Below are 24903 nucleotides of genomic sequence, written 5' to 3'. Positions count from 1 at the left end.
AGCGGTGAACGTGCCGCCGGAGGCGGCATCCCATCGGATCGCTGGCGGAGCGTGGCCGCCCGGATCCCACAGGTTGGTCGCGGTGCGCATGCAAACCTGACACTGCATCGACGAAAAACATGCCGCACCAACCTGTACCTGCAGATACGCAGGCCGCGCGGCAGTGGATGCAGCCTTGCAGAAAAAAACGTGGACGTTGCTACGGCAGTTGCATCAGCCCGTGCATGCCCTGCCAGCCCACGTACAGCCCCACTAGGGCAATCAGCGCGCCCGAGAGGTACGGCGCCTTGCGCGCAAACTCACCAAAGCCACCCCAGCGGCGGGAGACGTGTTTCACGCTCAGCGCCGCCAGCGCGCCAGACGCCACCAGCGTGAGCGCCAGCCCAATGCTGAAGCACAGCACCAGCGCTGCGCCCAAGGTGATCTTCTTGAGTTGCAGGCACAACAGCAGCACGGTGATCGACGCCGGGCACGGAATCAGCCCGCCGGTGAGCCCGAACACGATGATCTGGCCCGTGGTCACTTCACGGTTGGCAAAGCGGTGGCGGATGTCGTTGGCGTGCGCGCGTTCGTGGGCGTCCTGGTATTCGGCAGAGGACACATCGAGCCCGCCATGGTCGTGGTCGTGCTCGGTGAACGTGACGTCATAGTCATGCCGATGGTGTTCGTGCCCAAGCGACAGGCGCGCCACAAAGGCGTGCGGCTCGGGAATGGATTGCTCCGATTCCAGAAAGCCATCGCGCTGGACGAAGCGGAAGGTTTGCAGGCTGCCGTCGGGCCGCTCGGTCACAACCTGCACCTGCTCGGCCGACCAAGCGGTGCCGCGCGTGCCCTCGCGCGTCAGCCGGAAGCGCGGCGGAACGCCGTCTTCAAAGATCGCCAACTTCACGACGCCATGGCCGGTGTCGATGCGCTGAACCTCGTCATGGCCGTGATCGTGATCATGGTGATGATGGTCGTGGTCGTGGTCGTGCGCCGCGTGGGTACTGCGCCAGGTGCGCCACATCATCCACGCTGCCACGGCCACGATCAGCACGGCAGACACCACCTGAAAATACGGTTCGGTGGTTTCGGCGTTCCAGTTGCGGCCGAAGTACAGGCCTGCCATGGCTACTGCCCACACCACCGCCGTGTGCGACACCGTGGCCGACAGCCCCAGCAACACCGCCTGCGTGAGCGTGCCGCGGATCGCAACAATGAACGCCGCCATCATCGTCTTGGAATGCCCAGGCTCCAGGCCATGAAGCGCACCCAGCAGGATCGCACTGGGAACGAACAGCCAGGCGTTGCCTTGCTGTAGCAGGGTGGTGAAGGCGGTCATGGATGGCAGTCAATAAATTCGGGTAGGCGAAATATACTCCCCCCTAGTATAGTGATGCTACCCTCCCGCATCATTTACACCACCTCGATACCTGATCCATGGCCCATACCATCCGCGATAAAGCCAAGCTGCTGGCGCGCGTGCGGCGTATCCAGGGGCAAGCCGCAGCGTTGGAAAAACAACTCGCTGAAGAGGGCGATTGCACGGCCATCCTGCAGCAGATTGCGGCCATTCGCGGCGCGGTCAACGGGCTGATGGCGGCGGTCATCGAGGGCCACCTGACGGATCACGTCGTGAAGGAACCCGCCGAGGCGCAGCGCCAGGAAGATCTCGACACGGTGATGCAAGTGATCAAGTCGTACCTGAAGTAGCGCCAACCTTGCGCTATGCGCGCGACCCCGATAGGCTGCTCCAACGCCATCGGCCAATTCTGATTCTTCGATTCTCCGAATCTTCGTCTTCATGTCCCGACTTCACGCCACCCTCCTCGCCGCCGGCCCTCGCGCCCGCGTGGATGACGTGTGCGTGCGGCCCGGCCCCTTCCCTCCTCCTGTCGTCTGTTCGGGCTACGACGTCGGCGCGCCGCCGCCGCCACATCTGCCCGCACTCGGCTGACGTCCAGCCGCTTCGTTTCCGGTTGACCTGAACCAGGCTCGGGCACACGCCCGAGGCAGGCGCTCGCCTGCGCGCCGGAACCCGACATCCTTTTTCGACAGGTGAGTGGTATGCGTTCCATGCAAGCCGCGCTGGCAGGGTCCGGCGCGACGGTTCTATTCGTGCTGCTGTGGAGCAGCGGCGCAATCTTTGCGGAGATCGGGGTGCAGCATGTCCCGGCGTTCGCGTTTCTGGTCGGGCGCTTTGCGCTCGCGTCTTTGGTGCTGGCGGGGCTCGGGTTCCGGCGGGGGCAATGGTGGCCGGCGCGGGGGTCACGCCTGAAGGTGGCCGCCACCGGTGCGTTGCTCACCGGCGGCTACTCGATCTGCTACCTGCTCGCGCTGGACCGCGGCCTCACGCCCGGGCTGCTGGCAACGGTGCTCGGCGTGCAGCCGCTGCTCACGCTGCTGGTGACCGAGCGCACGTGGTCTGCGCGGCGGATGGCCGGGCTCGTGCTGGCACTGGGCGGCCTATCGCTCGTGGTGGGCGGAGCCGATGCGCACCAGGTGCCGATGGTCGGTCTCGGCTATGCGCTGGCCGCCCTCCTTGGCATGACGGTGGGCGCCATCTGCCAGAAGCGGCTGAACCAGTTGCCCATCGATACGCTGCCGCTGCAGAACGCGGTGAGCCTCGTTCTGTGTGCGGGGTTTGCATTGGCGCTGCCCGCGCAAACACCGACTTTCACGCTCAGCCTGCCCGGCATCGCCGCCTTGCTGTGGATGGGCGTGGTGATGTCGGTGGGGGCGCAGTTGCTCTTCTACCGGCTCATGCAGCGCGGCAACCTCGTCAACGTGACGAGCCTGTTCTACCTTGTGCCGGTGGTCACGGCGCTGCTGGATGATAGGGTGCTGGGGCATCGCCTTGCGCCGGTTGCAATGGCGGGCATGGCGATGATTCTGCTGGGGTTGGCGGTGGTGTTTCCGGCGGCCTGCTGATTGAAGCCGGGGGCGAGCCATCCGGTCTTGGTGGCTCGCTCAACCATCGCCGCCCGGTGGCCGATGCCTTACGGCGCCAGCGGCCGCAACTTCCATTCCTCGCTCGGTTGCTTGCACAGCCATGCCGTCCACTGTTCCTTGCTGCTGCCGCGTGCCAGCTCGCTCTGCAGGCGGCGGCACGATTGCCCTGCGTCTGTCTTGGATTCCAGCGGCGTGATGGTCGCGTCGATGGCGGGTTGCTTGCCTCTGGCCGGCGCGGTCCATTGCGCGGGCGTGTTGTCGGCGGTGCTCTTGAGCGTATCGCCGATGGCCTTGGTGAACGACTTCAGCTCCGTCGGGCTCATCGAGCCGATGATGGTGCTGGCCAGCACGTTACGGAAATAGGCGAACGAAGGCGTGGCGGCAGCAAAAAGCGCGGCGCCCGCGAAGGCGAGCGCAAGACGGCGGCGATGCGACATGGGGTCCCCCAGGATGTGACGAAAAGAAGCCTTCATCCTAGACCATGCCGCGTCAGCCTGTGCGCCAATGCGCGCTCAGCTGCTCCCATCGTCAGCAGTAACGACTGACTACAGGGGTAGCGCTGCGCGCGGCGGAGCTGAACTGCTCCGCGCTCCCCGCCACCATCAAGCCTTGGGCGCCTTCACCAGCACCACCGGGCATTCGGCATGGGCCAGCACCCGGCCTGCCACCGAGCCCATCAGGGCTTCGACGAACACGCCGCGCCCATGCGAGCCCATGACGATGGCCGCGGCCCCCGCGCTTTGCGCGTGATGCACGATGCGGTCGGGCGGAAAACCCACCAGTGCATGCTGCTCGAACGGCACGCCAGCCGCACCCAGGACCGCGCAGACCGATGCCATGGCGCCGGTGCTTTCCTCCGCGTACCAAGCGTCGACCTCTGCCTTGCCGACGAGCGACTTGATATCGCCCGAAAGGTCCGGCATGCAGTGCACGACGTGCACCGTCACATCGCTGCCGAAGAGGGTCTTGTCGGCAATGCAGCGCGCTGCCGCATCGGAATAGGCCGATCCGTCCGTCGCCAGTACCAGGGTTTTCATGTGGCCTCCTTGCCATGTCCGCGGCCGCGCCCGTGCGCGGTCGGTGTCTGCTTCCAACTTAAGCGCTGCTGAAAGCAACGCGTTGATACGAGTCAACGGAAGCGCTGTGGAGCAGTCACGCTGTCAGCGTTTGCACAGGAAGGCAGGCAGAATGCGCAGGTTGCCCCAGACTTCGCGCCCCCCCACATGACGACCACGCCATCCCTTTCCGATTACCCGCTGCACTCGACCGACAAGCTCCGCTACGGCGACACCGACCGCCAGGGCCACGTCAACAACGCCGTCTTCGCCACGTACCTGGAGACGGGCCGCGTAGAGATGCTGTTCTCCCCCGACAACCCGCTGGCCGCGCCCGGCTGCGAGTTCGTCATCGCGCAGCTCGTGCTCGACTTCCGCAGCGAGATTCTCTGGCCCGGCTCCGTGCAGATCGGCACGCGCGTGGCAAGCGTCGGCCGCAGCTCGGTCAAGCTGGAACAGGCCATCTTTCAGAATGGCCGCTGCGCCGCCACCTCGCAATCGGTGATTGTGCAGATCGACGTTGCCACCCGCCAATCGAGCCCGATTACCGACAGCGCCCGACAGCGCCTTGCCGCGCTCACTGCCACCCCTGCCGGCGCAGAAGCGGAGTGACGCGCGCTGTACGCAAACGACCGCCCGCCAGAAATTTTTAACTTTGATTGCACTTCCGCCGCTTGCCGGTGGGAAGATTGCTCTCCCGTTCAATCACGCGGAGGTGACCATGGGACTGTTGGATGAAGTGGGCAAGATCGCCGGCGCCGTCGCCGCCGTTGAAGCCGCCGAGAAAGTCGATCCGGATGCCGGCCTGCTGACCAAGGCGGTTGCCGCCGTCGCCGGTTTCAAGGGTGCGGGCGCGCTGGAAGAGATGATCGAAAAGAAGGATGAAGCCAAGGCCGAAGGCGCCGAGGCAGCTCCGGAAGAAGGGGCTGCACCGCAAGCCTGATTTGCTTGCAGGCGCTCAAAAGGATTTGGGGACCCCGCCGGTTGGCGGGGTTTTTGTTTTGCTACTACTACGCCGATGGCCACGTGCCCGTCACCGTGTATTGGTACGCGTCGGAGAACTCGGGTATCTCCAAAAGCTCTTCCAGAACGCCACTGAGCGTTGTGTCCTGCTGCCCGAGCCTGCGCAGCGGACCTGCGGCATAAATCAACGCCTCCTCGCGCATCGACGGAATCGTTTCCTTCAGCAATTCAAACGCTGATGCCGGTGCGACTCCCTTTGCATATAGCCTGCACAGTATTTCGATGGCGTTGCCTTGCGTCCAGTCGTACTCCCCGCGGATAAAACTCAGCAAGGTAGGAACGGCAGGTGCACCGAAGTGGTAGAAAACTTCGAAGATGGCGAACTGACGTGCGGTTAGCCAAGCACCAAGCCCAGCGAATTGAGGTGCCAGTGCGTCAGCGGGCGTATGTTCACTGCGCAATAGACCAACGAGCGTGTCGATCGTATTGCTGCCAAGTACCAATGCGGCCGCCGCAGCCCGTCGCTGGAATTCCTCGCGGTTATGGAAGGCCGCTGCCACGTGCCGAACATGGTTGTTCTCCGGTGCTTCGGCCGTTGTCGTAACCCGCTTGCGGGGCAGCATTGTCCAGATTGCTTTCAGCATCGTGCCGCTTTTGGTGGGGCGAACTCTATTGAAACGCCAAAGAGAGATCGCACACATTCTCCGAGGCTGGGTTTGCAAAATCAATCGCCCTTAGCGGGGGCTTCGCAGTCCGGCGGCGACGAATCATCCGGTTTGTCAGCGGGCTTCTGTACGGGCACGACACACAGCTCGTGGTATTCACGCAGCGTCTTTGCATTGATGAGACCGGCGCGATGTAAATCGGATACCGCGCTGTAAATTGCTGCTGATGCATCGCTCTTGAAGCGGGTTTTTGCCATTCCAAATCTCCATAGGCCAGCCGAGCAGAAATCGGACACGAACTTAGCCGCCGATGTAGACGGCCACTATAGGAATTGGCCTCAACCGGACGCTTTGGGGCGCCACAGTTGAATTTCGGCACATATAATCCTCACCGTCACCGCACCAACGGTGACTGGGTTTAGCAGCCCACCCCTTTTTCCCAGACGGACAGCCGCCTCCGCGCGGCATTTTTGTGTCCGGTGCTTGTGCACGCCTATGTGTTTTATGGCGGGCCGGGCGGTGAGACCTTCGGGTCTGCCGGTAGCTGGGATAGGGCCGGTCTGCTAACGCCGTCGTCAGGCCCGCCACCCTCGTTTAGCAGCGAGCGGCGAGCCTCCATCAACCTATCCCCGGAGGCCACATGGCTACCGCACTCAGCGGGCATCGCCCCGCGTCTTACCCTTCTCCACCTTGGCGCTGCAGGCTTCCCACGCAACCGGGAGGTGCCGCATGTCTCTGACCCAAAACCGCATCTACCTTGACGGTGCGGTCTCGGCACGCGCGTTTCTGTGCCGCACGCACAGCGTCATGCGCGACCCCGGTCATTGCCGGCCCGGCAGGCTGCGCGAGCAGCTCACGTACTTCTCGGAACACGCGTATCCGCAGGCATTCGTGAAAGGCTTTATCGATGCCATCGACGCGTATCTGTCGATGTCGCTCGGGGGGAGCGACGTGGACCCGCACACGTGGGAGGTGTTGGCCGCCATTGAGCGCCGGCGGGTCTCCGCCGCATAAGAACAGATAGACACGTCCCCGAGACGGGCGGGGATGCCGGCACGAGGCTGCAACGCCCTGAAAGGCGCTGTGGCATGCTGGGCTCTCCGGTTTCAGACCGATACAGCGGGAGCCATTTTGAAGCTCGATCACATTGCGTTCGTCGCGCAATCCCTCGACCAGGCGCAGGCGTATGCCTCGCAGTTGTTTGGCGTCGCGCTGCCTGCAGGCGGCAAGCATCCCTTGATGGGCACGCACAACCTGGTCACACGCGTCGCGCCCGGCGTCTTTCTGGAGTTCATCGCCATCGACCCCGAGGCGCCGCCGCCTAATAGGACGCGCTGGTTTGCACTGGACCGCCTGATGCAGGAAGGCAAGCTGAAAGATGCGCCCCAACTGTTCGGCTGGGTTGCCAGCGTTCCCGATCTGGCGCGCAACGTTAAGGCTGCCCCGCAGCACGAATTGCTTGAGGTGTCCCGTGGCGATTTGCGTTGGCACTTCTTCCACCGCAAGGATGGTCAAGCGGAGGCCGGCGGATGCTTGCCGGCGCTCATCGACTGGGCAGGCGGCCAAAGCCCAGTCGACCGGATGCAGGAGGTTGGGTTGCGCCTGAACCAATTCCAACTCGCACATCCGGAGATGGCGGCCATCCGCACAAAGCTTCAGGGGCTGGGTTGGGATGCTTCCGAACCGGAGAACCGATACGTGGAATTGACCGAGGCGGCGCGGCCGGCTTTGACGCTTGTGCTCGATACGCCGAATGGGCGCGTGCAGATCGAAGGCGGCGGGCTGTAACCGCCGGCCACGGGTCAGGCGGCGCGCCGCTCCCCCACCCGCTGCCGCGTAGAGAACCCATCGCGCACGCACTGGGCCAACGCCAGCGCCGCCGCGCTCGCACCTTGCGCGGGCAACAGCAGGCTGATCGCAAACATCGGCAGTTCAGGCAGGCCAGCTTCAGGCCCGAGGATGTCCAGGTCCGCCGGCACCGTCGGCGTCAGCCATGCCGTGACGGCCAGCCCGGTGCGCACCGTGGCGGTGGTCGCTTCAATGTTGCCGCTCTCGAACACCGTGCGCCATTCGATGCCGTGCTCGCCCAGGGCTTTCAGCACGCGGGCGCGGAAGGCGCAGCTCTCATCCACCATCGACAGCGGCAGCGGCCGCTTTGCGTGCACGTTGCCGCCGCGCGGGCCGACCCACACCAGACGCTCCACGCACAGGCATTCGCCCGTGGCTTCATCCACCGGGGCTTCGACCACGGCGACGTCCAGCTCGCCGCGCGCAATGCCCTCCGCCAGCTCGGGCGAGGTGCCGCACACGATGGTCAACTCCACCGACGGCCACGCCTCGGTAAACGCCTTGAAGATCGGCGGGAAAACGGTGCCTACCAGGTCGTAAGGCACGCCCAGACGCACCGGGCCCTGCAGCGGGCGGGCGGCCATGTCGGCCCAGATTTCATCGTTGAGCGCGAGCAGGCGTTTGGCGCGGCCGAGGAAGCGTTCACCCGCGTGGGTGAGTTCCAGCCGCCGGCCGTCGCGCTCGAACAGGCGGCATTCGAAGGCATCTTCGAGCCGCTTGATCTGTTGGCTGACGGCGCCCTGCGTGAGGTGCAGCGCGTTGGCGGCCACCGTCATGCTGGCGTTTTCCGCCACGGCAATGAAGGTGCGCACGAGGGTGATGTCGAGGTTCTTGGCCATCGAAGCATTCTAGATGCTAATGGACCGCATCAAAAACCTTCGATTTGCTAATGGTTTTGCGCGCTCTACAGTGGGCCATCCGTCACCACCCAAGAGTGCCGACTATGGCCGTCGAAGCGTTTTCCTCCATCGCGCCGCTGGTGTTGTTTGCCGTGGTGTCTACCGTGTCGCCGGGCGGGGCGACGACGCTGGCGACAGCCTCCGGGTCGCAATTCGGGTTTCGGCGCTCGATTCCGCTCATGGTGGGCATTGCCGTCGGGCTGGCTTCGTTGGCCGCGGGTGCGGCAGCGGGCTTGGCCGGGTTGCTGATGGCTGCGCCGGGGCTGCTGCTGGTGATGAAGGGGGCGGGTTCGGCCTATCTGCTGTGGCTGGCGTGGAAAGTGGCGCGCAGCGGTCCGCCCAATCTCAATGCCGCCGCCACGGTGCCGACCACGCTGTTTGGCGGCGCCTGCCTGCTGTGGCTGAACCCCAAGGGCTGGGCAATGGCGCTGGGCGCGGCGGCTTCATTTGCGATGCTGGCCAGCGGCCCGCTGCAGTTGGCGGCGCTGCTGGGCGCGACCTTTGGGTTGGCCGCGCTGGCGTCGCTGTCGCTGTGGTGCGCGGCCGGGATCGTGCTGGCGCGGCTGTTGAAGACGCCGCGCCAGTGGCGTGTGCTCAATGCGGTGCTGGGCATGCTGCTGGCCGTCTCGATCGTGCCGATGTGGCAGCCGTGATCGGGTGCCCGTCGATCAGCGCACCAAGAGCTTCATCATCGCCTCAAACGTCTTGCCGTACGGGGCACGGAACAGGCCCAGCCCGTTGATGGCCGATTGCCGAAACACCGGCTTCATCTTCGAGAACCGCTCGAACCCGTGGATGCCGTGGTACGCGCCCATGCCGCTGGCGCCCACGCCGCCAAAGGGCAGGTCGTCCTGCGCCACGTGCAGCAGCGTCTCGTTGATGCACACGCCGCCGGCAATCGTGCCGGCCATCACGCGGTCGACCGTGGCGCCGTTGCGCTCGAAGAGGTACAGCGCGAGGGGCCGTGGGCGGGCGTTGATGTAGTCCAGCGCTTCGTCCAGCGTGCGATACGGCACCAGCGGCAGCAGCGGGCCGAAGATTTCTTCCTGCATCACACGCATTGCCTCGGTGCCGCCCGTGATGAGCGCGGGCGGAAACTGGCGCGTGCCTTCGTCGGGCATGGCGTTGGTCAGCGGCAGGATCTGCGCGCCCTGCTCGCGAGCCTCGTCGGCCAGGCTGGCCATGCGCTGGAAGTGGCGTGGGCTGATGAGCGTGGTGTAGTCGCGGTTGCGCGCCATGTCGGGGTACATCTTGCCGACCAGCTTGCGTGCCGCATCGATAAAACGCTGCTCGGTGCCGGCGGGCAGCAATACGTAGTCGGGCGCCACGCAGGTCTGCCCGGCGTTGAGCAGCTTGCCCACCAGCGTGCGCTCTACCGCGCGGTCGAAATCCGCATCGGGCCCGATGATCGTGGGTGATTTGCCGCTCAGCTCCAGCGTGACCGGCGTGAGGTTGTCTGCCGCGGCGCGCATGACGTGGTGGCCGACGTTGGTCGAGCCCGTGAACAACAGGTGGTCGAACGGCAGTCGCGAGAACGCCTCGGCCACGGTGGCATCGCCATTGACGACGCCCACTTCATCAGCGGCAAAGGTGCGCTCGACCAGATCGGCAAACAGGGCGGAAAAGCGCGGCGTGTATTCCGACAGCTTGACCATGGCGCGGTTGCCCGCCGCCAGCGCAGACACCAGCGGCCCGATGGTCAGGTAGATCGGGTAGTTCCACGGCACGACGATGCCGGCCACGCCCAGCGGTTGCGGAATCAGCCGCGTGCTGGCGGGCCGGAACCACAGGCTCACGCCCCGGCGCTGCACGCGCATCCAGCGCTTGCCGTGCGAGAGCGCATGCTTGATGCCGTCCACGCTCGGGAAGATCTCCAGCAGGTCCGTCTCCTGCCGCGAGCGGTTGCCGAAGTCTGCGCTGACGGCCTGCGCGATGGCGTCGCGGTTGTCCATGACGACGCGCTTCAGACGCATCAGGCGATCGCGGCGCACAGGCCAGGCAGGCAGCATGTCGGCCTGGTGGGCAGCGCGCATGGCTTCAAAGGTCTGCTGCATGCGAAGCAGGTGCGGGGCGGGCAGATCGGCAGGTTGCATGGGGGGCTCCTGGCAAGGTTGGCGGATCGGCGCAATTGCAAAGCAGTATGGTCGGCAGACGCCTTGGCGACGGTCTGATACAGCCGCCCGGTGTGCGGCATGCCCGGCCTGCGTGAGCGCGCGCAACCGTGTGCCAGCCCTGAATTGCTGCAATGCAATGTCCCGCTGTTGGCGTCAGCTAAAGGGTTTGGGTGCGGCCTCCCGCCGCTTTGTTGCATGACATCGAACGATGCCTCTAATGCGGGTAAGCCCGGTCGTTTGAAACAACCCGGCACGCCTAGGATGTGAACTCGTGACCGGCAATAAGCCGGCGGCGTCGCTCGCCCATTAGAAAACCATCCGGAGACACCCATGGCCACCGAATCGCAGACATCCGCGCTCACTTTCGACTACGTCATCGTCGGCGCAGGTTCAGCCGGTTGCGCGCTTGCCAGCCGGCTGACCGAAGACCCCGACGTGACCGTCGCGCTGCTGGAGGCCGGGCCGCACGACCATCACCTCTCGGTATGGGTGCCAGCCGGATGCGCGGCGTCGCTGCCGTTCAAGAACAAACGCAACTATGGATTTCAGACCGTGCCGCAAGCGGGGCTGGGCGGGCGTCAGGGCTATCAGCCGCGCGGGCGGGGGCTGGGCGGCAGCTCGTCGCTCAACGCGATGATCTACATCCGTGGCACGCCCAGCGACTACAACCACTGGGCGACGCTTGGCTGCACCGGCTGGAGTTGGAGCGATGTGCTGCCCTACTTCAAGCGCTCCGAAGGCAACGAACGCTTTGCTGGCCGCGATGACGACGCGCTGCACGGCGGCACCGGCCCGCTGCACGTAAGCGACCTGCGCACCGGCAACCCCATCGCACAACGCTTTGTCGATGCCGGCGTGGCAGCAGGCTACCGCCGCAACAACGATTTCAACGGTCCCGACCAGGAAGGCGTCGGCTCATACCAGGTCACGCAATACAACGGCGAGCGCTGGAACGCCGCGCGCGCCTATCTGCATGGCGGGAACAAGGCAGACGCCACCTTCAGCCGCAACCGCCGCCAACTCACGGTGATGCCCGACACACAGGCGCTGCGCATCGTCTTCGAGGGCAAGCGCGCGGCAGGCGTGACGGTGGAGCGCGGCGGGCGCACTGAAACGCTGCGCGCACGTCGCGAGGTGATCGTCTCATCAGGGGCGTTCGGGTCGCCGCAGTTGCTGATGGCCTCGGGTGTGGGCCCGGCGGAGCATCTGCGCTCGCTCGGCATTCCCGTCGTGCACGACCTGCCCGGCGTCGGCCAGAACCTGCAGGACCACCTCGACATCATCCTGCACAAGAAAGTCTTCAACCTGGATTTGATCGGCTATTCCGCGCGCGGCAGCGCCCACATGCTGGGCCAGATACTGCGCTACCGGCGCGAGCGTCGCGGCATGTTGACGACCAACTTTGCCGAAGCCGGCGGCTTCATCAAGAGCCGGCCCGATCTGGCCGATCCCGATCTGCAACTGCACTTCGTGGTGGCCATGGCCGACAACCATAACCGCACGTTCAACTACGGCCACGGCTATTCATGCCACGTGTGCGTGCTGCGCCCAAAGAGCCGTGGTGAAGTGCGCCTAGCCACCGCCGACACGCGCGACGCACCGCTGATCGATCCGCGTTTCCTATCCGACCCGGACGATATGAACGGCATGCTTGCCGGCTTCCGCGCCGTGAAGAGCATCTTCGCGCAACGGCCGCTGGCCGATCTAGGCGGGCGTGAGTTGTATTCCGGAAATATTCGCGGCGATGGCTCCGACGACGAAGCCGTGCGTGCGCTGATCCGCCAGCACGCCGACACCATCTACCACCCCGTCGGCACCTGCAAGATGGGCAGCGCGGACGACGCCATGGCCGTGGTCGACCCGGAACTGCGCGTGCGCGGCCTCACGGGCCTGCGCGTGATCGACGGCTCGGTCATGCCCACGCTGATCGGCGGCAACACCAACGCCCCCATCATCATGATCGCCGAGCGCGCAGCCGACCTGATCCGCCAGGGCGGCCGCCCCACGCTGAACGTGGTGAGCAGCACCTCCGCACAAGCCGCACCCGCCGAAGTGCACTGAGCAACAAGACATCAAGACGTTAGGCGCCAACCCAAGCACACCAACGGTGTGGCCGTTGGAGCCCTAGATGGCGCCTTGAATTTCTGTGAGCGGGCGGAAAAAGGAAGGAGGCCTGTTTGAGCGAAGCGAGTTTGCCTCCTTCCCCGCACGGTCATGGAAATTCAAGGAGAAGTCGCCATCTCGGGCGCGCCTTTCTTTGCTTACTTTCTTTGGCAAGACAAAGAAAGTGAGTCAGCCCCGGCAGGGGATGAAACCAGGGATGGACCACAAACACCCACCCCGGGGGGACAAAACAGCCGCCAGCATTAGTTGCCCGCACTATCCGTAGGCGTATTAAACGAATCCCGCAGCAAATAACTCATCGGCACCTCTAGATTCACCCCATTCGGCGGAATCGGCTGCTGAAACCACTTCTTGTACAGCTTCGGCACCTCGCCATCGACAATCAGCCGCGTCATCGACTGGTCGATCAGCTTCTTGAACTCCGGGTCCTGCTTGCTCAGCATGATCGCGTACGACGACACAAGCTGCGTCTTGCCCGTCAGGCGGTAGTCAGCCGGGTTCTTCGCGGTGGCGCGCATGCCCGAGAGCAAGATGTCGTCACCGGCAAATGCATTGGCGCGGCCATCGGCCAGCATGGCGAAGGCGCTGCGCAGGTCGTTGGCGTCCACCACGTGCATCGTCATGCCCGTCTCGTTGAGCTTGCGTGCGAGGTCGGCATTGGTCGATCCGCGCGCGGCCACCACCGTCTTGCCGTTCAGATCTTCCCATTGCTGGATCGGCGAGCCAGCCTTTACCAGCATGCGGCCCTTGGTGATGTAGTGCGGAATGGTGAAGGCGACCTTCTCACGGCGCTCGCGCGAGTTGTTGGTCGAGCCGCATTCCAGGTCGGCCTTGCCCGAAGCGACCACGTCCATACGCGTGGCGGCGGTCACCGGCACGTATTGCACCTTCAGGTCCGGGCGCTTGAGCGAGGTCTTGATCGTATCGATCAGGCGCGAGCAGATATCGATCGTGTAGCCGACAGGCTTGGTGCCATCGAGGTACGAAAACGGAATCGAGTCTTCCCGATACGCCACGTGCACCGTGCCCGAATCGCGGATGCGATCGAGCGTCGGGGTGGCGGCAACGGCGTTGGACGGGAAGACAGCGGTGGAAACAGCAGCAGGAATGGCAAGCGCGGCCAGCAGCCACGTGCGCGCAGCGAACGGCATCGTCAAAGGTCCTAGGAGAGGTTCGGGCTTCTAGTGGCCAGCCGACCGCATCGGGGCCCTATCGACGCGGCCGTGCGCGCAATCGATTGCCGGGCGATATCCGCCCGGCTGCGCAGCATTGGCTGGGGCGCGCCGTCACTCCCCCCGGGAATGCCAAAACGTGAAGCAATGTCACGCGCCGCCATGGGCGCGCATTATGCGCTGAATGCGGGTATACCCTCAAGCACCTTCTCGGTGCATGGTTGATAAGCGTTGCGCTAGTCCGCCACCTTGTCGGTGGGGAACTTGAACGAGTCGCGCAGCAGGAAGCTCATCGGGATCTCCAGCTTCACGCCATTTGGCGGAATGGGCTGCTGGAACCACTTCTTGTAGAGCTTTTCCGCCTCGCCATCGAGGATCGTGCGTGACATCGCCAGGTCGATCACCTTCTTGAACTCGGCGTCGTCCTTGCCGAGCATGATCGCGTACGGCGCCACAGCCAGGTTGCTGCCGACGACCGCGTAGTCCGCCGGGTTGGGCGACGTCGCCCGGAAGCCATAGAGCAGCACATCGTCCATCGCAAACGCATCGGCCTTGCCGGCCGCCACCATGCCGAAGGCTTCAGCGTGGTCGCGGGCCTCCACCACGTTGACCTTGAGCACGCGCGCGTCGGCCATCGCGCGGATCTGCCCGCCGTTCGTGCTGCCGCGCGTGGAGACCACCGTTTTGTTGTTGAGATCTTCCCAGCGGTGGATGCCCGAACTGGTCTTCACCAGCATGCGGCTGCTGGCAATGTAATGCGGGATAGTGAACGCTACCTTCTCGCGGCGCTCGCGCGTGTTGTTGGTCGAACCGCATTCGAGGTCTGCGCGGCCCTCGGTGATGGCGGCGATGCGCGTGGCTGGCGTCACGGGCACGTACTGCACCTTCAGGTCCGGCCGCTTGACCGCCACCTTGATCGCGTCGACCAGCCGCGCGCAGAGGTCGATCGAATACCCCACCGGCTTGCCGCCATCGACATAGGAGAACGGTACGGAGTTCTCGCGATACGCCAGCCGGACGGCGCCGGTATCGCGGATGCGGTCAAGCACGGGGGATGCAGCCAACGCCTGGAAAGCGCACAACGCCAGGCCGGCCGCGAGCAATGCGCGGGTCGGGTGCGGCACGGAATGTCTCCTGTCTGGTTATTTTTCTGGTGCCAGCGCGCTCGCGCGGCTCCCCTACCCTAGGCGATGTGGTCTTTCATCCCGCTTTCACGCCGGACTTCCCGCGTTTCTCTTCACAGAATCTTCATACGGGCCACGCCCGTTGCAGCACCGCACCCAACTCCTGCGCATGTCCGTCGAGCGTGCCGAACACGCGGCCATGCTGATGATGGAAGCGGCTGGCGATGAAGCGCTCGGCGTCGTCGGGGTGGGCATGGGCCAGCATCAGGGCGGCCTGTGCGGTGAGCGCCAGCCCCTGCGCGATGCGGCGGGCAGACGTCTCCTGAATGTCGCCGGGCTGGTGCAGCATCGCCTGCAGCGCCGCCAGCTCCGCGCGCACGGCACGGTGGCCCTGCGCGCGCTCGCCAATGTCGTGCATCAGGCGCAGTGCGTCGTCCGGCGTGCGGGCGATGGCGCGCAGCACGTCCAGGCACATCACGTTGCCCGAGCCCTCCCAGATGGAATTGACCGGCGCTTCACGGTACAGGCGCGCCATCGGGCCTTCTTCCACATAGCCGTTGCCGCCCCAGACTTCCATCGCCTCGCCGGTCGCCTCAATGGCGCGCTTGCAGACCCAGAACTTGGCGGCGGGCGTGACGATGCGCTTCCATGCCGCGGCCAGCGGATCGACGTCTGCGCGCTCGAACGCGCTGCCCAGTTCCATCATCAGCAAGGTCGCGGCTTGCGATTCGAGCGCGAGGTCGGCCAGCACGTTGCGCATGAGCGGTTGATCAGCCAGCAGGCGGCCGAAGGCCATGCGATGCCGTGCGTGGTGCAGCGCCTGCATCAGCGCGTGGCGCAGGATGGCCGCGCTGCCGATCACGCAATCCAGCCGCGTATGCGTGGCCATCTCGATGATGGTTGGAATGCCGCGCCCTTCCTCGCCGATCAGGATGCCCTCTGCGCCGCGGAACTCCACTTCGCAGCTGGCGTTGGAACGGTTGCCGAGCTTGTCTTTCAGGCGCTGGATCTGGATTGGGTTCTTGCTGCCATCGTCGCGAAAGCGCGGCACGAAGAAGCACGACAGCGGCCCGTCTTCCGCGCCCATGCGCGCGACCACCAGGTGTGCATCGCACATCGGCGCAGAGAAGAACCACTTGTGCCCCGTGATCGCGTATGTGGCGCCACGGCCCTCGCCGCGCAGGGGCGTTGCCACCGTGGTGTTGCTGCGCACATCGGAGCCGCCCTGCTTTTCGGTCATCCCCATGCCGACAAGGATGGAGGTCTTCTGGCGCCACGGCAGATCGCGTGCATCGTGTTCGCGGGCGTAGAGGCGGGGGCCCAGTTCGGCAAACAGCGCGGTCTCTTTCTGCAGCACAGGGATGCTCGCGAACGTCATCGTCGCCGGGCACAGCGTGCCGGATTCGATCTGCGCCTGCATGTAATAGCCCGCCGTGCGGGCGGCCCATGCGCCCGCGCGCGGCTCGGCAAAGGGCAGCGCCTGCAGCCCCTGGCTGCGCATCAAACCGAGCAGCGCATGCCAGGCGGGGTCGAAGCGGATGGCGTCGATGCGCTCGCCGGTGCGGCTGTGGGTGTGGAGTTCGGGGTGGTATGTGTTGGCCTCGGCAGCCCACCGCAGCGTCTCGGGGGCGCCGAGCTGATCACCGAAGGCTTGCAGCGCGCTGGCGTTCCAGCCGCCGCCCAGGCGTTCGAGTGCGCTTTGCAACGTGGTGTCGGACGTCAAGGGGTTGAAGCCGGTCAGGTCCGAGACCTGGTTGAAGACGCGGTGGGTGGCCTCGGTGGGCATTGGGAGTCTCCTGGCGTGGTGCTTTTGGTTGTGTGGGCCATGGTAGACCACTGGTGCTGGGGGTGGGTGGAGGGTGATTTCTATACGGTTGCCGCTTGCCTGGCGGCGCCATCCCACTCGAGAAACAGATACACGCCCTTGTCCTCCACCAGCCGAAACCCCATTCGCTGATACAAACGCTGAGCGGGGTTGAAGCGCTCCACATGGATCTGCACGCGTTTTCCTGAAGCGCAGGCCTGCGCAAACACAGCAGAAATCACCGCGCTGCCGATGCCCGAACCGCACTGCTCCGGCACCAGCGAGATATCGATGATCAGCAGGGCTTCCCGGCGGTGCTGCAGATAGATCCGCCCGGCGGGTATGCCGTCCTGCTCGATCACGAAGAACTCCGCGTCGGGATAGGCAAAGTACGCCCGTTGCTGCGCATCGAACTGCATCCGGACGAACTGCGCTTTCTGTTCATCGGTCCAGCCGGTCGCCTGAAGTTCGGCCTCGCGGGTGGTGCCGTAGAGGTGCAGGAGGAAGGGCTGGTCTGCGTCGGTCAGGGGGCGCAGCGTGGTGCCGGGCCGGTCAATGCGGAAGACGGGCATGCGGTGCCTCAGCTGAGGTTGAAGCAGGCTTGGTAGCGGAAGCCTTCTGCGGTGCGGGCGATCGGTACCAGAAACATCGGCTGTTCGGCCAGCGTGTCGTGCTGCAGGAAGTACGTGCCCTGCCGCAGCGTGAACGAGGTATCGCCTGTAAAGAACAGCGAGAACGCCTGCTGGCCCGGGCGTGCCGCGGGTGTGGTCACTTCGTTCAGTCGCAGAGTGAACTGCGGATTGGGGATCTGGCCAGGCTCCTGGAGCACAGAGAAGGCGGTGCCGACATGCGGCTGGAACAGTTCGGCGGAAAGGGTCATGGGGGCAACGAAAAGACGGATGCGGAAATCGAGGAGCCGAAAGGCGGACCGGTGCGACATGCGCGACCGGTCCGCCACGAGGGCTCGGCTTACGGACGCGTCGGCCAAGCACCCTGCAGGGCGATGCAGTAGTTCATCACCAGGTATGGCTGCATGTTTTCGTGCGGCTGACTGCCGCCGGCTATGCCGACCGCCTGCGGGGACAGGGTCGTGAGGGCCGGGGACGAATCCGTCGCGATGAACGCCTGGTTGAATGTCACCTGGAAGCGCGACGGCAGACGGCCTGCTGCCGTTTGTGAAGCTGCACGGCTGTTGTCACCGTATGCGGTGTGCGTGTGAGCGGGCATCTCCGCGCTCAACAGCGTGACCGTCGACGAGCCTTGCAACTCGTTCGGCACGCCGTTCTGCTCCGTGCCTACTACTGCCCGCCCCCGCAGGTCGGGCAAGCCGAACGTGCTCGTGCCGTTGCCGCCATACATGGTGCCCAGGATCGAGAACAGCGGGGTGTTCTGTGAGATCGGCATGATCGCGCCGTCGCAGGCTGCCCAATCCACCGGGGCAAAGTTGAAGCCGAAGACCCGGATCTCTCCGAGGAATTGATCAGACATGGGGTTCCCTTTTTCGACTCAGCCTTGCGACGGGTAGATGCCCGCGGTGGCAATGATGTAGTTGATGGAGGCCGTCGGCATTTGATTGGTATGTGGCTGATTGCCACCGGTCTGCCCGATCGTCTGGGGGGCCAGTGCGGCCTTGCCCGGGGGATTTGCCGTGCCGGCGTCGTAGAAGCCCTGTGCGTTCGGTACGGTCGCCAGCAGTGTGCTGGGGCCGGGCGTAATGGTGGTGGCCGCCGCACTGGTGCAGTTGATGGCGTGGTTGTGGCCCGGAATCTGATCAGTCGTCAACGTCACGCTGTCGACGCCGAACTGCTGACCGATCAGGCGATTGGTGAGCCCTGGGCCCTGCCCTTGTCCCACGGGAAGCTTCCCTTGCAGGTCCGGCAAGCCGAAGTTGCTCTGGCCATCGCCACCGTAAGTGGTGCCAAGCAGGGTGAAAAGGGCCTCGTTCTCGGATATTCCAATGATCTGGCCCTGGCAAAGCAGCCAGCCCACCGGGGCATAGTTACCAGCGAACAGGCGGATTTCGCCAACGTATGGTTCTGCCATGAGTGATCTCCTAGCCGCGTGACGGGTACACGCCGGTCAGCGCGATGATGTAGTTCAGCGCCAGCGAAGGCTGCATGTTTTCGTGCGGTTGGTTGCCGCTGCTAGAGCCGCAGGCTTCGCTCGAAAGCGGCGTCAACGTGTCCGGAGCGCCATAAAGCAGGGTGCCCGCGCTTGGGGGCCCCGGATTCGTCGCGTTGTAAATGTTGCTGGTGGCTAGAAGATGGTTCTGCGTGATGCCTGTGTTCGGCAATGTGGCAGGCGTCGTCGATGCGGTGAACGCGTGGCTGTGCGCCGGCAGTTGCGGGGTCGACAGCGTGACGGTCTCGGTGCCACCTACCTCGCCCTGCACGTAGTCCTGGAGGTCGCGGTGCAGCGGCGTGCGGCCGCGCAGGTCCGGCAACGCGAAGTTGGTCGTGCCATTGCCGCCATACTGGGTGCCCAGCAGCGAAAACAGCGCGGTGTTCGTCTGGATGGGCAGCAGTGCGCCATTGCACAAGGCCCATCCTTTTGGTGGAAAAGGAAATCCACAGAGGCGAATCTCGCCCAGGTATTGATCCACGACCCCTCCTCGTAATGTGGCATCGCCACGATCTTGAATTCTTCGCTTCGAAGCAGAAAATCTTCTATTAATGGTTTCTGCGTCTCAATTTGATTGCCAGTCTGGTCATGGCGTATCACCAAACATAATGGACGGGATTTTCGCGTTGTCCGTATGAAAATCCAGTGTCAAGGCAGCAGAGCGTGCCAAAAGCGACACATCATGCCAATTCATCCGAAAGTTGGTATTGACGACACGGGACACCTTTCATAGCATCGCGTCGGGATCATTGCGCCTGCTCATTTTAAAAGAAACAAAGGGGCATTGATCTGTCGGGGGGTATTTGTGAGGGTTAACGCTTAATCATTGCATGGTTAGACGCTATGCAATGGATTGTAAGTGTTCAAATCTGCGCGCTATTTCCCCTCATTACCGGGGAGTGCCTGATCGGGATCGGGCACTGAATTTCCCATGACGCCACAAAGAGAAAAGCCCGCGACAGAGCGGGCAGAGCGAGGGAGAAATGCGCGTGCTGAAACAAAGCAGCCCGTATGGCCGGCGTGGGGTCGCCGGATGGTCAATGTTCAGGTGCCTGAAGGCGCAGGGGCGGGAATGGATGCGCCGGGGCCAGCTGGCTTTTCTGGCGATCGGGTTGATGTTGTTATCGCAGGGCGCGCTTGCAAACATCTCGTGCTCCGTCTCGTTTTCGATGCAGCAGAACACGACGAAAACCTACACGCTGACGTCCAGTGAAAATACGGCATGTGACCCGCTCAACGCGGGGTTGGCGTTCGACACCATCGGGGACCAGAACTTCAACTCCACCTCGGGTGCCGTTACTACGCCGACCACGCAAGGCGGCACGTTCTATATCTTCGCGAACGTTCCCGGCGGCGGCGGTGCCGCCAACGGTTTTGTCTACACACCACCAAGCCCCTCTTTCAGCGGCACTGATACGGCGACGTTCTTCATCACGGATAACGGTGGCGCTTGGACTGCGACAGGTTTCTTGACGATTACCGTCATCCCGACCTCGCCCACGGTAACCAGCATTTCCCCCACCGCAGGCACAACAGCCGGCGGCACCTCCGTCACCATTACCGGCACCAATTTCACCGGCGCTACGGCCGTCAAATTTGGTGCAACCAACGCAACCGGCTTCACTGTTGATAGCGCCACGCAGATCACGGCCACCTCGCCGGCAGGGGCGGCTGGCATTGTTGACGTCACCGTGACCAACACTGGCGGAACCAGCACCACCGGCGCCGCCGACCGATACACCTTTGTGGCGCCTCCTGTTGCGAACGCGGTCAGCACCACCGTTGCGCACGGCAGTACAAGCAACCCCGTCACGCTGAACATTACCGGCGGCGCGCCGACCGGCGTGGCCGTTGCAACGCAGGCAGCGCACGGCACAGCCACCGCGTCGGGCACGTCGATCACCTACACGCCCAGCGCGTCCTACTCAGGCTCGGACTCATTCACGTACACGGCGACCAACGCGGGTGGCACGTCCGCGCCGGCCACCGTGACTGTCACAGTGTCGAATCCGACCGTCACGTATGGGCCCTCCTCGCCTGCAGCCGGCACGGTGGGTACGGCTTATAGCCAAACACTGGCTTCCGCCAGCGGCGGTACGGCGCCCTATACCTACACGATCGCGTCGGGCGCGCTGCCCACCGGCATCTCGCTGGCCAGCGACGGCACGCTGTCGGGCACGCCCACGGCGGGCGGTACGTTCAACTTCACCGTCACGGCCACCGACAGCAGCACAGGCACCGGTCCGTTTACCGCGACCAGCGGCACGCTCACGCTGACCGTCGCCGCACCGACGATTACGCTTTCGCCGTCCGCGCTGACCAATGCCACCGTTGCCACGGCATATAGCCAGACGATAACGGCCAGCGGCGGTACGGCGGCCTACACCTACGCCATCACTTCCGGAGCATTGCCGACTGGCCTCACGCTCAGTTCTGGCGGCGTGCTGTCGGGGACGCCCACGGCGGGCGGCACGTTCAACTTCACCGTGACCACCACCGACAGCAGTACCGGCAGCGGCCCGTATACCGGCAGCCGTGCCTATTCGCTGCTCGTCAATGCGCCCACGTTGGCGATCACACCGGCATCGGGCAGTCTCAGCGCTTCGGCCGGCGTGGCCTACAGCCAGACCTTCACAGGCAGTGGCGGCCTGGCGCCATACACGTATAGCCTTGCCGTCAATAGCGGCACGATGCCGACCGGTCTCTCGTTCAACACCGGCACCGGCGTGTTGTCCGGTACGCCCACCACCACGGGCGTGGTCAATTTCACGGTGACTGCCACCGACCACGCAACGGGCACGGGGCCGTACAGCACGTCTGGCACCTACACGCTGACCACCTCGGCACCCACCATTACTGTGTCGCCCACCACACTGAGCGCGGCAACTGTCGGCGCCGCCTACAGCCAGACTGCCACGGCCAGCGGGGGTGCCGCGCCTTATAGCTACGCGCTGACGGCCGGTGCCCTGCCAGCGGGCCTGAGCATGAACAGCAGCACCGGGGCGATCACTGGTACGCCCACGGCGGGCGGCACCTTCAACTTCACCGTCACGGCCACCGATGCGAACAGCTATACCGGCTCGCGTGCGTACAGCCTGACGGTCAACGCTGCCACCGTCACGGTGAGCCCGAGCACGTTGCCGGGCGCTACCGTCGCTACGGCTTACAGCCAGACCATCTTGGCCAGCGGCGGCACAGGTTCCTACACATATGCCGTCACGGCGGGTTCGCTGCCGGCGGGGCTGACGCTGTCCAGTAACGGCACGCTGTCGGGTACGTCCACGTCGGGTGGGGTGTTCAACTTCACCGTCACCGCGACTGACAGCAGTACCGGAACTGGCCCCTACTCGGGTAGCCGTGCCTACTCGCTGACGATTGGGTCGCCCACCTTGACCATCACGCCGGCCTCGGGTTCTCTCAGCGGTGTGGCAGGCACGGCGTACAGCCGCAACTTCACGGCAAGTGGTGGTACGAGCCCGTACACCTATGGCCTCGTAGTCAACAGCGGCACCATGCCCGCGGGCCTGACGTGGAACGGCGCCACCGGCACGCTGGCAGGTACCCCAACAACGGCCGGCACGGTCAGCTTCACCGTCACCGCTACCGACAGTTCGACGGGGACGGGCGCTCCGTTTGCGGTAGGCGGTGTCTATACGCTCACCATCGCCGCGCCTAGCGTGACGGTATCGCCGGCCACGCTGCCCAACCCGGCGATTGCATCGGCGTACAGCCAAACCATCACGGCAGCCAACGGCACCGCGCCGTACACCTATGCTGTGACGGCGGGCGCCTTACCGGCTGGCCTGAGCCTGAGTACCACCGGCGTCCTGTCGGGTACGCCCACCGCAGGCGGAACCTTCAACTTCACCATCACGGCGATGGATGCCAATAGCTTCACGGCCAGCCGTGCCTACAGCGTCACCATCGGTGCGCCCACGGTAACAGTGAATCCGGCGGCCGCCGCGTCGGCCCAGGTCACCACGGCCTACAGCCAGACCTTCAGCGCTACCGGCGGCACCGCGCCCTACACGTACGCCGTCACCACCGGTACGTTGCCTGCGGGCCTGAGTCTGAACGCCAGCACAGGCGTTCTGTCAGGCACGCCCACTACGCTGGGCAGCAGCACATTCACTGTGAGGGCAACTGACAGCAGTACCGGCACCGGCGCTCCGTACAGCGGTACACGCAGCTATACGATCACGGTGGGCCAGGTGATTGGCACCGCGCCGGCAATCACGGCCACCACCATGTCGACGGCACCGATTACGCTGCATGCGACGGCCAATGCAACGGGTGGTCCGTTCTCGTCCATCGCGATTGTCAGTCCGCCTGCCAGCGGCACTGCCGTCGTCAACGGTCTGGACATCGTCTACACGCCGACCCCGACCACCTCCGGCGCAGTCAATTTCACTTATGCGCTGATCAACACGGCCGGCACGTCGGCGCCGATTCCCGTGACGGTCAACGTGAACGCGGTGCCGATTGCCGTGGCGCAGAAACAGGCCACCACGTCGTCGGGCCAGGCGGTGAGTGTGGATTTGACCGAAGGCGCCACGGGTGGCCCCTTCACGGCGGCGACGCTGGTGTCGGTAGTGCCGGCCAACGCCGGCACGGCCACGATCGTGCAGAAGGCTGTGCAGACGCCGGCGGGCGTGAGGAGCCCGGCTGCGGCGGCATCGACCTATGTGCTGAACTTCACCCCGTCGGGCACTTACAGCGGCCAGGCCGTGCTGACGTACACGCTGTCCAATGCGTTTGCCACCTCGACGCCCGCAACGGTGCAGGTGAGCGTGGCGCCGCGCAAGGACCCCTCGGCCGACCCGGATGTGGCAGGTCTGATCAACGCGCAAGTGCAGGCCGCGCGCCGCTTTGCCACCACGCAGATCGACAACTACAACCGTCGCCTGGAAGCGCTGCATGGCACTGGCCGTGCACCGTCAGGCAACGGTTTGACGGTCGCCATGCCGGGCCAGCGCGTGGACATGCAAGCGCGTTGCCAGGATGTGGCCGGCATTGCCGCGCACGATGCCTGCATGCGCGGTGACGGTCAGGGCGTGCGGCCATTCGCGCGCGGCAAGCGCAACACCGATGCGACGAACGGCAACACCGATAAGTCGAACGCCGATGCGGGTCCCGATCTGCCCGGTGCTGATGCAGCCGGCGCGGGCCCGGACAACACCGATCCGAATCTCGCATTCTGGAGCGCCGGTACGCTGGACTTTGGTTTCGCCAACGCGGGCACGCAACGCTCCGGTTTCCGCTTCACCACAGGCGGCGTGACGGCCGGCGCGGATTACCGTGTGTCCGATCAGCTCTCGATCGGGGGCGGCTTCGGCTATGGGCGTGACTCCACCGACATCGGCAACGCGGGCACCAAGAGCACGGGCGACAGCTATAGCCTTGCGCTCTACGGCAGCTATCGCCCGCTGCCTTCGTTGTTCGTCGATGGTGTGGCCGGCTTCGGCACGCTCAGTTTCGACTCGCGCCGCTGGGTGACGGACTCCAACGACTTCGCCACCGGCAAGCGCAACGGCAAGCAAGTGTTCGCCTCCGTGTCGGCCGGCTATGAGCATCGCGATCGCACCTGGCTGATCTCGCCTTACGGGCGCCTGTCGGTCTCGCAATCGACGCTGGATCAGTTCACCGAATCGGGCGCCGGCATCAATGCGCTGACGTATTTCGACCAGACGGTGACAACGGTATCCGGCACGCTCGGCCTGCGTGCGGAATACACGCAGAAGACCAAGTGGGGCACGTTCCTGCCGTTCGCACGGGTGGAATACCAGCACGACTTCAACGGGCAGAGCAATGCAGGGTTGGCGTATGCCGATCTGGCATCGGCGGGCCCGGCTTACTACGTGCCGGGTACGCCGTTTGGGCGCGATCGCATGCAGATCGGGTTGGGAACGAAGTTCCGCACCGGGCCGCTCACGTTTGGGCTGGATTACAGCGTGATGGCGGGGATGGGCGGTTTGCAGCAGGGGATTCGATTGACGTTTGCTGCGCCGTTCTGAGTCAATAGGCGGTAAGCGCCCAACAAAAAGCCAGCCTTCGGGCTGGCTTTTTTTTCGGACGAGATGTCA

The 24903-nt window shown here is 64.6% G+C and carries 23 protein-coding genes and 1 pseudogene; 9 read left to right on the top strand and 15 right to left on the bottom strand.

Translation table 11 applies throughout. The features are described from left to right. Positions 1-199: 199 nt before the first annotated feature. The gene (locus M1D44_RS14970) at positions 200-1321 is read right to left on the bottom strand and encodes a nickel/cobalt efflux protein RcnA (protein ID WP_316852955.1); all 1122 of its coding nucleotides are present in this window, start codon (positions 1319-1321) and stop codon (positions 200-202) included. A 98-nt stretch (positions 1322-1419) separates the two neighbouring features. Here M1D44_RS14970 and M1D44_RS14965 point away from each other — a divergent pair, with 98 nt between their 5' ends. After that, entirely contained in the window at positions 1420-1692 is a 273-nt protein-coding gene (locus M1D44_RS14965; RefSeq protein WP_024977127.1) for a metal/formaldehyde-sensitive transcriptional repressor, read from the top strand. A 354-nt stretch (positions 1693-2046) separates the two neighbouring features. Next, on the top strand, positions 2047-2910 hold the full coding sequence (locus M1D44_RS14960; RefSeq protein ID WP_316852954.1) for a DMT family transporter: 864 nt from the start codon (positions 2047-2049) through the stop codon (positions 2908-2910). A 68-nt stretch (positions 2911-2978) separates the two neighbouring features. Here the strand turns inward: M1D44_RS14960 and M1D44_RS14955 are convergent, their stop codons facing one another. Beyond that, positions 2979-3368, bottom strand: coding sequence for a hypothetical protein (locus tag M1D44_RS14955; protein ID WP_316852953.1), 390 nt, complete (start codon positions 3366-3368; stop codon positions 2979-2981). 165 nt (positions 3369-3533) lie between these two features. Further along, on the bottom strand, positions 3534-3968 hold the full coding sequence (locus M1D44_RS14950; RefSeq protein WP_024977124.1) for a universal stress protein: 435 nt from the start codon (positions 3966-3968) through the stop codon (positions 3534-3536). Positions 3969-4154: 186 nt separating this feature from the next. Between M1D44_RS14950 and M1D44_RS14945 the strand changes: the two genes are divergently transcribed. Together M1D44_RS14945 and M1D44_RS14940 are read left to right on the top strand one after the other, a co-directional pair. Beyond that, positions 4155-4598, top strand: a complete 444-nt coding sequence (locus tag M1D44_RS14945; protein WP_024977123.1) for an acyl-CoA thioesterase — start codon at positions 4155-4157, stop codon at positions 4596-4598. Between the two features lie 109 nt (positions 4599-4707). Continuing rightward, positions 4708-4929, top strand: coding sequence for a hypothetical protein (locus M1D44_RS14940; RefSeq protein WP_316852952.1), 222 nt, complete (start codon positions 4708-4710; stop codon positions 4927-4929). A gap of 67 nt (positions 4930-4996) precedes the next feature. On the opposite strand, the gene M1D44_RS14935 is transcribed toward M1D44_RS14940, so the two are convergent. Both M1D44_RS14935 and M1D44_RS14930 read right to left on the bottom strand, forming a co-directional pair. Further along, the gene (locus M1D44_RS14935) at positions 4997-5593 is read right to left on the bottom strand and encodes a hypothetical protein (protein ID WP_316852951.1); all 597 of its coding nucleotides are present in this window, start codon (positions 5591-5593) and stop codon (positions 4997-4999) included. Between the two features lie 158 nt (positions 5594-5751). Further along, positions 5752-5871: pseudogene (locus M1D44_RS14930) on the bottom strand (helix-turn-helix domain-containing protein); the annotation flags it as partial. Positions 5872-6343: 472 nt separating this feature from the next. On the opposite strand from M1D44_RS14930, the gene M1D44_RS14925 reads away from it, so the two are divergent. Beyond that, a complete protein-coding gene (locus M1D44_RS14925; protein ID WP_112186392.1) occupies positions 6344-6628 on the top strand; it encodes a hypothetical protein in 285 nt (94 codons plus the stop codon). 117 nt (positions 6629-6745) lie between these two features. Further along, complete coding sequence (locus tag M1D44_RS14920) at positions 6746-7402, top strand: VOC family protein (RefSeq protein ID WP_316852950.1); 657 nt, start codon at positions 6746-6748, stop codon at positions 7400-7402. 14 nt (positions 7403-7416) lie between these two features. On the opposite strand, the gene M1D44_RS14915 is transcribed toward M1D44_RS14920, so the two are convergent. After that, complete coding sequence (locus M1D44_RS14915) at positions 7417-8301, bottom strand: LysR family transcriptional regulator (protein WP_316684413.1); 885 nt, start codon at positions 8299-8301, stop codon at positions 7417-7419. Positions 8302-8405: 104 nt separating this feature from the next. On the opposite strand from M1D44_RS14915, the gene M1D44_RS14910 reads away from it, so the two are divergent. After that, positions 8406-9014 (top strand): LysE family translocator, encoded by a 609-nt coding sequence (locus tag M1D44_RS14910; RefSeq protein WP_024977116.1) that lies wholly within the window; start codon positions 8406-8408, stop codon positions 9012-9014. 15 nt (positions 9015-9029) lie between these two features. On the opposite strand, the gene M1D44_RS14905 is transcribed toward M1D44_RS14910, so the two are convergent. Beyond that, entirely contained in the window at positions 9030-10454 is a 1425-nt protein-coding gene (locus M1D44_RS14905; RefSeq protein WP_316852949.1) for a coniferyl aldehyde dehydrogenase, read from the bottom strand. A 351-nt stretch (positions 10455-10805) separates the two neighbouring features. Here M1D44_RS14905 and M1D44_RS14900 point away from each other — a divergent pair, with 351 nt between their 5' ends. Continuing rightward, complete coding sequence (locus M1D44_RS14900) at positions 10806-12536, top strand: GMC family oxidoreductase (RefSeq protein WP_316852948.1); 1731 nt, start codon at positions 10806-10808, stop codon at positions 12534-12536. Positions 12537-12841: 305 nt separating this feature from the next. Here the strand turns inward: M1D44_RS14900 and M1D44_RS14895 are convergent, their stop codons facing one another. The 8 genes from M1D44_RS14895 to M1D44_RS14860 form a co-directional block, all read right to left on the bottom strand. Further along, positions 12842-13750, bottom strand: coding sequence for an amino acid ABC transporter substrate-binding protein (locus tag M1D44_RS14895; protein ID WP_024977113.1), 909 nt, complete (start codon positions 13748-13750; stop codon positions 12842-12844). 257 nt (positions 13751-14007) lie between these two features. Further along, a complete protein-coding gene (locus tag M1D44_RS14890; protein WP_024977112.1) occupies positions 14008-14895 on the bottom strand; it encodes an amino acid ABC transporter substrate-binding protein in 888 nt (295 codons plus the stop codon). A 124-nt stretch (positions 14896-15019) separates the two neighbouring features. Next, a complete protein-coding gene (locus tag M1D44_RS14885; protein WP_316852947.1) occupies positions 15020-16681 on the bottom strand; it encodes an acyl-CoA dehydrogenase family protein in 1662 nt (553 codons plus the stop codon). Positions 16682-16761: 80 nt separating this feature from the next. Next, positions 16762-17271: a GNAT family N-acetyltransferase gene (locus M1D44_RS14880; protein ID WP_024977110.1), complete on the bottom strand. Its 510-nt coding sequence runs from the start codon at positions 17269-17271 to the stop codon at positions 16762-16764. Positions 17272-17279: 8 nt separating this feature from the next. Further along, positions 17280-17579 (bottom strand): DUF6916 family protein, encoded by a 300-nt coding sequence (locus tag M1D44_RS14875; protein ID WP_316852946.1) that lies wholly within the window; start codon positions 17577-17579, stop codon positions 17280-17282. An 89-nt stretch (positions 17580-17668) separates the two neighbouring features. Then, positions 17669-18187, bottom strand: a complete 519-nt coding sequence (locus M1D44_RS14870; RefSeq protein WP_316852945.1) for a phage tail protein — start codon at positions 18185-18187, stop codon at positions 17669-17671. A gap of 18 nt (positions 18188-18205) precedes the next feature. Beyond that, positions 18206-18742 (bottom strand): phage tail protein, encoded by a 537-nt coding sequence (locus tag M1D44_RS14865; protein WP_316852944.1) that lies wholly within the window; start codon positions 18740-18742, stop codon positions 18206-18208. 10 nt (positions 18743-18752) lie between these two features. Next, the gene (locus M1D44_RS14860; protein ID WP_316852943.1) at positions 18753-19301 is read right to left on the bottom strand and encodes a phage tail protein; all 549 of its coding nucleotides are present in this window, start codon (positions 19299-19301) and stop codon (positions 18753-18755) included. 502 nt (positions 19302-19803) lie between these two features. Here M1D44_RS14860 and M1D44_RS14855 point away from each other — a divergent pair. Further along, positions 19804-24834, top strand: a complete 5031-nt coding sequence (locus M1D44_RS14855) for a putative Ig domain-containing protein (RefSeq protein ID WP_316852942.1) — start codon at positions 19804-19806, stop codon at positions 24832-24834. The last annotated feature ends 69 nt before the right edge of the window (positions 24835-24903 follow it).

The organism is Ralstonia sp. SA306 (assembly GCF_054792405.1).
The sequence above is the reverse complement of the archived record's forward strand: the minus strand, read 5'-3'. Positions and strand labels throughout refer to the sequence as shown.

Coding starts and splice junctions, on each gene's coding strand:
- M1D44_RS14965 (WP_024977127.1), top strand. CDS start 1,420: ATGGCCCATACCATCCGCGATAAAGCCAAGCTGCTGGCGCGCGTGCGG.
- M1D44_RS14970 (WP_316852955.1), bottom strand. CDS start 1,321: ATGACCGCCTTCACCACCCTGCTACAGCAAGGCAACGCCTGGCTGTTC.
- M1D44_RS14880 (WP_024977110.1), bottom strand. CDS start 17,271: ATGCCCGTCTTCCGCATTGACCGGCCCGGCACCACGCTGCGCCCCCTG.
- M1D44_RS14915 (WP_316684413.1), bottom strand. CDS start 8,301: ATGGCCAAGAACCTCGACATCACCCTCGTGCGCACCTTCATTGCCGTG.
- M1D44_RS14900 (WP_316852948.1), top strand. CDS start 10,806: ATGGCCACCGAATCGCAGACATCCGCGCTCACTTTCGACTACGTCATC.
- M1D44_RS14870 (WP_316852945.1), bottom strand. CDS start 18,187: ATGTCTGATCAATTCCTCGGAGAGATCCGGGTCTTCGGCTTCAACTTT.
- M1D44_RS14905 (WP_316852949.1), bottom strand. CDS start 10,454: ATGCAACCTGCCGATCTGCCCGCCCCGCACCTGCTTCGCATGCAGCAG.
- M1D44_RS14940 (WP_316852952.1), top strand. CDS start 4,708: ATGGGACTGTTGGATGAAGTGGGCAAGATCGCCGGCGCCGTCGCCGCC.
- M1D44_RS14945 (WP_024977123.1), top strand. CDS start 4,155: ATGACGACCACGCCATCCCTTTCCGATTACCCGCTGCACTCGACCGAC.
- M1D44_RS14950 (WP_024977124.1), bottom strand. CDS start 3,968: ATGAAAACCCTGGTACTGGCGACGGACGGATCGGCCTATTCCGATGCG.
- M1D44_RS14865 (WP_316852944.1), bottom strand. CDS start 18,742: ATGGCAGAACCATACGTTGGCGAAATCCGCCTGTTCGCTGGTAACTAT.
- M1D44_RS14935 (WP_316852951.1), bottom strand. CDS start 5,593: ATGCTGAAAGCAATCTGGACAATGCTGCCCCGCAAGCGGGTTACGACA.
- M1D44_RS14960 (WP_316852954.1), top strand. CDS start 2,047: ATGCGTTCCATGCAAGCCGCGCTGGCAGGGTCCGGCGCGACGGTTCTA.
- M1D44_RS14910 (WP_024977116.1), top strand. CDS start 8,406: ATGGCCGTCGAAGCGTTTTCCTCCATCGCGCCGCTGGTGTTGTTTGCC.
- M1D44_RS14925 (WP_112186392.1), top strand. CDS start 6,344: ATGTCTCTGACCCAAAACCGCATCTACCTTGACGGTGCGGTCTCGGCA.
- M1D44_RS14885 (WP_316852947.1), bottom strand. CDS start 16,681: ATGCCCACCGAGGCCACCCACCGCGTCTTCAACCAGGTCTCGGACCTG.
- M1D44_RS14955 (WP_316852953.1), bottom strand. CDS start 3,368: ATGTCGCATCGCCGCCGTCTTGCGCTCGCCTTCGCGGGCGCCGCGCTT.
- M1D44_RS14895 (WP_024977113.1), bottom strand. CDS start 13,750: ATGCCGTTCGCTGCGCGCACGTGGCTGCTGGCCGCGCTTGCCATTCCT.
- M1D44_RS14875 (WP_316852946.1), bottom strand. CDS start 17,579: ATGACCCTTTCCGCCGAACTGTTCCAGCCGCATGTCGGCACCGCCTTC.
- M1D44_RS14855 (WP_316852942.1), top strand. CDS start 19,804: ATGCGCGTGCTGAAACAAAGCAGCCCGTATGGCCGGCGTGGGGTCGCC.